Origin of the sequence: Clostridium ragsdalei P11 (assembly GCF_001675165.1) — a bacterium.
Classification (GTDB): domain Bacteria; phylum Bacillota; class Clostridia; order Clostridiales; family Clostridiaceae; genus Clostridium_B; species Clostridium_B ragsdalei.
Map to the genome: position 1 here is coordinate 37,210 of NZ_LROS01000025.1, position 7,498 is coordinate 44,707.

The 7,498-nt window shown below is 29.2% G+C and carries 4 protein-coding genes; all 4 read left to right on the forward strand.

The window, feature by feature from the left end:
* Nucleotides 1-265 precede the first annotated feature (265 nt).
* The 4 genes from CLRAG_RS12245 to CLRAG_RS12260 all read left to right on the forward strand — a co-directional run bounded on the left by CLRAG_RS12245 (nt 266) and on the right by CLRAG_RS12260 (nt 7,468).
* Nucleotides 266-1,570, forward strand: coding sequence for a VanW family protein (locus tag CLRAG_RS12245; protein WP_065078689.1), 1,305 nt, complete (start codon nt 266-268; stop codon nt 1,568-1,570).
* A gap of 254 nt (nt 1,571-1,824) precedes the next feature.
* Nucleotides 1,825-3,519, forward strand: a complete 1,695-nt coding sequence (locus tag CLRAG_RS12250) for a methyl-accepting chemotaxis protein (RefSeq protein WP_065078690.1) — start codon at nt 1,825-1,827, stop codon at nt 3,517-3,519.
* A gap of 307 nt (nt 3,520-3,826) precedes the next feature.
* On the forward strand, nt 3,827-4,507 hold the full coding sequence (locus CLRAG_RS12255) for a GntR family transcriptional regulator (protein ID WP_065078691.1): 681 nt from the start codon (nt 3,827-3,829) through the stop codon (nt 4,505-4,507).
* Between the two features lie 849 nt (nt 4,508-5,356).
* Nucleotides 5,357-7,468, forward strand: a complete 2,112-nt coding sequence (locus tag CLRAG_RS12260) for an AAA family ATPase (RefSeq protein WP_065078692.1) — start codon at nt 5,357-5,359, stop codon at nt 7,466-7,468.
* Nucleotides 7,469-7,498: the final 30 nt, after the last annotated feature.

Here is a 7,498-nt window from a genome sequence, read left to right on the forward strand (position 1 = left end):
TTAACTCCTTTCAAAATCAACAAATGTTGTTATATTAATTATATATTAGAATTTGCATTTTTGTCATTTAAAATCCAATAAGAATTCAAAGTATTGGAAAGGCATGAATATATGATAAAATTCATAGCAAAGGTTTCAAAATAGGTGTATTATATATAGTATAAAATAACATAATTATCTAATTTAGGTGAAGTTTCGTGTATTTATTTATAAAATTAATCCATTTTAATAGAGTTTTAGTTTATAGGAGGATTTACAATAGTAAATGGTAAAAATTACAGAAAATAAGAAAAAAACAATAAAACTTAAAATTAATAAAAAGAAAATGATAAGGTCACTATGCATACTGATCTTATCAATTTATGTTTTACATCTATTCTTAGTGCATTTTGTAGTTAATAGATATAATGAGCGTATATATCCTGGAGTTAAAGTAGAGGGCATAAATTTAAGTGGGGAAACTGAAAAAGAGGCTGTAGATACTTTAAAGCACAAATATGTAAATGAAGCATTGAAAAAAAATATATTGATTAAAGCTGGAAATAAAGTGTATACAATAAACTATTCAAAGCTGAATATGAATTATAACATAGAGGATACTGTAAAAGATGCTTTTAAATATGGCAAAAAGGGTGATATTTACGATAAATATAAAATCATAAGAAGTGCAAAAGAAAAACAGTTTAGTTTAAAGTACAGCTATAATAAAAACGAAGTTGAAGAAGTTATATCAAAAATTGAGAATGATTTTGATAGAAAACCAATAAACGCCAAAGTAACTAGAGATAAAAATGATAAATTTCAAATTACTTCTGAAAAGCAGGGGCAAGAGATTGATAAGGACAAGCTTATTGAAGATATGGAAACTGAAATTAATAGCAAAGATACTAAAGATGTAATGGTTAATGTTAAAATGAAAAAAATTCAGCCTGTAATGAAAAAATCAGATTTAAAAAAGATAGATACAAAAATATCTAGTTTTACAACTGATTTTTCATCATCTACAGATAGTAGAGCTAATAATATTAGTGTGGCAGTAAAGAGTTTAGATGGAATTACAATAATGCCTAATCAAATATTTAGTTTTAATAATATAGTAGGAGAAAGAACAGAAAAAAGAGGATATGAAGCCGCTGGAGTTATTGTAGGCGATAAGTTAGAATCTGGTTTTGGGGGTGGCGTATGTCAGGTATCAAGTACTCTTCATAATGCTATAATAAGGGCAGGTATAGTACCTATAGAGAGGGACCATCATAATTTACCTGTTAGCTATGTTGGACTTGGAATGGATGCAACAGTAGACTACGGAAATATAGATTATAAATTTAAAAATACATTGAATTATCCAATATATATAGAATGTTTAGAAAAGGATGGAAGCTTAACATTTAATATCTATTCTAATTCTAAGCTAACTGAAAAAACCTATAATCTTGTAAATAGTGTTAAAACAACAAAGGAAGATAATAAAACAGTACTAACGGTAAAAGCTTACAAAGTTACTTATAAGGATGGAAAACAAATTTCTAAGCAAGAGATAAATACTGATAAATATAGACTCCCAAACTAGGAGCTCTATAGAGTTTCTAAACGAAAGATCGACTTATACTCAGGATATTTTGATAAGGTTAAGTAAAGAGTATTAAGCCTTATATGCAAAATATTTAAAATACAATACTATTGAAGTTAGAGGCATCTTTTACAAATTTTTATTGGTGACTTAAATATTATAACAAGGTATAATATTTACAAGCATATATTTTTAATTTAATAGTAAAAGCATTAATAGATTTCATTTAAGCTAGGGGGGGAAATTTTAAAATTATGAGCAAACTTGGGGTAAAAATTCTCAGGTTAGTATGTGTAGTTGTTGGTGCTATTGTAGCGATATCTTTGATAAGTTCTACTATTGTACTTAAAAGGGCGGAATCACAACTGAGAGACAAAGCAAAACAGTCTATCACAGAATCAGTTAGTATTATTGACAAGAATAAGATAGAAAAAATTATAAAGGATAGATCTAACAATTCTAAAGAATATGGTGAAGTACTAAATTCTATGATAGTGTTCAAGGCAAAAAAAGATATCAAAAATTTTTATGTTTACATAAAAAAAGACAATAAAACTGCACAATTTTTGATAGATGCTTCACCTGATCCAGCAGGTTATTTGGAAAACTACGAAATGCAGGGGGGAATGATCAGTGCTTTTGATGGTAGTATTGCTGTTGATAGCGAACCATCGTCAGATAAATGGGGAACTTATATGTCAGCTTATGCTCCAATAAAAAATTCATCTGGACAAGTTATAGCTGCCATTGGAGCGGATGAAGATGTGTCCACATTTGAAAATATTAAAAAATTGTTTTTTTATCTCTCCATCTTACAAGTCATAATTGCTGTCATTATATCTCTAATTTCGGTGTGGTTATTTTCAAAAAAATTAAAGTATAACATTGGCATAATTGAAAGTAAATTAGTAGATATGAGTGAGGGTAATTTGCAGGGGAATGTGGAATTGAAGACAAAGGACGAAATCGAACAAATAATGCATTCTTTAAATGATTTTAGGTTAAAAGTTAGTAATATTTTAATAAATATAAAAGAACATGTAAGTAATGCCCATGGAAGTTCTGATGATTTATATAGTATATCTAAAGAAATGTCGCTGTCTGCAGAAAATGTTTCTTTAATCATTCATAAAGTGTCAGAAAATTCCGAAAAACAAGCCTACCATATTGTAAGCATGGAAGAGGTGTTTGATGAATTTGGAAAAAGAATAGAAAATGCTACTAAGATGATAAATGAATTTAGCGTTATGGGAAATAATATTAGCGAAAAGTCCAAGAAAAGCAGTACTGATGTGAATTTACTAATAAAATCAATAACAGATTTAAATGTTCAATTTAAATCTGTTGCAGAAAAGATTCAAGGATTAGGTGCTAATATTGATAAAATAAGTGATATTACAAATTTAATAAATGATATATCAGATCAGACTAATTTACTTGCATTGAATGCATCCATAGAAGCATCTAGGGCTGGAGAAGCTGGGAAGGGATTTAGTGTAGTGGCAGATGAAATTAGGATTCTTGCAGAACAGTCAAAAATTTCATCTGAAAATATTAATGAACTTTTAAAAAATGTTTCTAATCAAAGTACTGCTGTTGTTGCTGATACTAAAAATGTAGATTGTCAATTTTCAAATCAAATTGGTATTGTAAACAACATTGCAAGTTCTTTTAGGGTAATAATTGATGATATAGAAAAATTGCTGCCAGGAATAAATCTAGTTAATAAATCTATGATAGAGGCTGACAATAATAAATCTATTATAATAAATAATTTAGAGACGTCATCCTCTTCAGCAAAAGAAATTTCTACATCTTCTAAAGATATAGCTGCCATAGCTGAGGAATTGAGTAGTTCTGCAGAAGAGGTTACTAATTCAGCTGAAAAGCTATTATATGTTGTCAATAATGTAATGGAAAATGTAAATAAGTTCAAAACAGAAGAATAAACAGAGTTCTAAGCATCAGGTGGAGTTTTGACTCCACCTGATGCTTATTAACAGGATTCTTAGTGCTTCAGCACTTAGAAGGCGTTATCCTTTTTACTATTTTTTATGGGGATTATAAACTACTTGAGTTAATTGATGATATCTTATTGAAATTACTTATTCTGTAGAAAACCATAGAAATTTGTAGTATTTTAATAAATTTAGTACAAATTGACATATAGTAGCTATTAATGATATAATTTTCTTAATATAGTAAATAAAAAAATAAATTTTAATATTAGCAAAATTATAAAGGAGGTAAAATAAGGTGGCTTATGAATTTTCACCTATAAAGTTTGATAATACGGGTTATATTAGAGATTCGGTATTTTCTATCTTACGTAATGCTATTCTTGATGGGAAATTAGAACCAGGTCAGCGTCTTGTAGAACGTAACATTGCAGAGCAATTAAGAATAAGTAGGACTCCAGTAAGAGAAGCTATTAGAAAACTTGAAATCGAGAAATTGGTTACTCATATCCCTCGCAAAGGTGTGGTTGTTTCTGGATTTACTAAAGAAGATATAGAAGAAATTCAGGTAATTAGAATATCATTAGAAGCTCTCAGCTGTAGTATTGCAGCGTCAAAAATAAAAGAACCTGAGTTAAAAAGTTTAGATTCTATTAATAATAAAATGTTAGAAGAGTACCAAAAAGGAAACGTTGCCAAATCAACTTCACTAAATAGAAAATTTCATGAAAGTATTTATAAGGCTGCAAAAAGTCCACATCTATATTATTTTGTTAGTACACTTCGTGAGTACATTAGTAAATTTACAAAACTAACCTATACAAAACCTGGTCGACTTCAGGAAGCTTTTACTGAGCATAGTGAAATTATCAAAAATTTGCGTCAACATAATAGTGATGGATCATATAATTCGGCTAAGAAACACGTTGAGAAATCCAGTGAGGCATTTTTAAAAATGGCATATTTTGAAAAAAAGTAATAATTTTTTCAAAATATTTTAATGGATATTATAAATAGTGCAGACTGCAAAATTACTGATTTTTTAGTATTATTTGTATGATTATATAAATAATATATTTTAAGGTAAACTATTGAAATCATTAATTACTTGTGATACTATAAATGTGGAGATGAAATTAAAATGTTTTTAGTTAGAATTGGTATACCGTATACCAATTTAAAAAAATAAAAACACCAAAGTTTAACTTTACTAAAAAAATTGTAGTTACTTCAATTTTTCTTATTAAAAGTAAAAAGAGGTGCATGTCAAAATAGTATAACCTAATAGTATTAGATTGAAAGTTACGGAAAATTTAGTAGGATATGTAAGTAAACTCATATAGAGAAATTACTTATATATTATTACAAATATAACAGTTAAATCTGAACATTCAAAACATTTCACAATTATTTAAAGCTTTTAATAATATATGACACAATATAATCTATTAATAAATTATATACCAAGTATCATATATTACTTTTCACAGTAATAAATATTATAATCATGTTTTCTTAATTAAGTGGTCTTTATCTAATAATTATCCGTTCTAATATTTTTATCTCATATTGTAAACTTATAATGAATCAAATTTTAAACAATGTATATAGAATATATCATTAAAATGTTTTTATCCAAATTTGGTATACCGTATACCAAATTCAATTAAATAAAAATGCTAAAGCCCAATTTTATTTAATTGAATTTTCCCAAGTGTATGTTGTGAGCAGCTGCGTCCCTAGATAACGCATTTTACCTAAATGATAACGTCTTCTAAGTGCTAAAGAATCCTGTTTATTAAAAGTAAAAAAAGAGGTGTATGTCAAAATGGTACAACTTAATAGTATTAAGCTAAAAGTTAAAGAAGGCTTAGTTGAAGATTCTCGAAAAGGCATCATTCGCATGAATCGAGAAGATATGGAATTATTAGGATTGGATACGGGACAATTTGTAAATATCAAAGGAAAAAGAAATACTGTAGCAAAAGTTTATCCATCATTTAACGCCATTTATGGAATGCCTCTTATTCAAATGGATGGAATTATTAGAAGAAATGCTGGTACGGGCATTGATGATATTGTAACTATTAGTAAAGCTGAAGTGAAAACAGCACGCAAAATAATGCTTTCTCCCATAGACACATTTTTCAAACCTAAAGAAGATGATAAAAAGGAAATTAGAAATATGCTTAAGGGAATTCCAATGATTAGTGATGATGAATTGTCTTTAATGATCTTTGGACACAATGAAGTTGGGTTTTATGTAAGTGGAACAGCACCATCTGGCCCAGTGAAAATAGATGAAAAAACTGATCTTATTTTTGTAGAAGGGGAGCTTGGAGATGTACGAGCAAGAGTTACATATGAAGATATAGGAGGTTTAAACAAAGAAGTTAAAAAAATAAGAGAAATTGTAGAACTTCCTTTTAAATATCCAAGTATATTCAAAAAATTAGGATTTGAAGCACCAAAAGGCATTTTGCTTTACGGGCCTCCAGGTACAGGAAAAACTTTAATAGCTAAAGCCATAGCATCAGAGACGAAAGCTCATTTTATTCATGTAAATGGTCCTGAAATAATAAATAAGTTTTATGGTGAAAGCGAAGCAAAAATTAGAGAAATATTTAAGGAAGCTAAAAGTAGAGCGCCAAGTATAATTTTTCTTGATGAACTTGATTCAATAGCACCAAGAAGAGAATATGTACATGGTGAAGTTGAAAAGAGAGTTGTAGCACAACTTCTGGCACTTATGGATGGTTTAGAGAGTCGAGGACAAGTTGTCGTAATCGGTGCTACCAATATACCTGATTCACTAGATCCTGCATTAAGGCGGGCAGGAAGATTTGATAAAGAAATTGCAATAATGCCTCCAGATAAAAAAGGAAGATTCAAAATATTACAAATTCATACAAAGGGTATGCCTCTTGACGAAGATGTAAAATTAGAGGAGTTAGCTGATATTACCTATGGATTTGTTGGATCAGATCTTTCAGCCTTATGTAAAGAAGCTGGTATGATAGCTTTACGTAATATATTATCGAAAGTTGGATTAGATGAAATACTTCCCCCATTTAAAGTTTCTATGGACAATTTTATTGAAGCTCTGCGAGAAATTCAACCTTCTTCTACTCGTGAATATTGTACAGAAGTCCCTGATGTAAAGTGGGAAAATATTGGAGGATTAGAAGAAGTTAAAGATACTTTAAAAACTTTAATAGAGCTTCCACTACATGATCTCAATTTATGCAAAGAATATAATTTTACCCTCCCAAAAGGTATTTTATTGACAGGTCCCTCAGGTAGTGGAAAAACTTTACTTGCAAAAGCTGCTGGTAATTCTACAAAGGCAAACTTTATTACTATAAGTGGACTTACTCTAGCATCTCATGGGATGGGGGAAGCTGAAAAGGTTTTACATGATATATTTATTAAAGCAAAACAAAGTTCTCCTTGTATTTTGTTTTTCGATGAAATCGATGCTATATGCAGCTACAGATCTAATTCAGCAAATAATTTATCAGATAGGCTTATAAGTCGTCTTATACTCGAATTTGATAACCTAGAAAAATCTAATGAAGTCATAGTATTAGCTGCTACAAATAGAATAAATCTAATTGATCCAGTTTTACTACGAGAAGGACGATTTGAATATATACTAGAAATTCCGCTGCCAAATGTAGATGAGAGGGAGGCTATTTTAAAAATCCATTCTCAAAAGTTACCTATTTCAGAAAGTGTAGATTTTAGGCAATTAGCTGAAAACACCAAGGGAATGACTGGGGCAGAACTGGCTACTTTATGTCATAAATCTTCATTTATAGCACTTACACAAGCAATGAAGATAGGATTAAAGATTAAAATAGATGATAAAATCTTTAATCAAGCCATTGCTGAGGTAAATCATAAAAAGAAATTTGAGGAGGTGATTGCCCCCAAATAGCAGCTTTACAGCTGTGTACATTACCAAGTA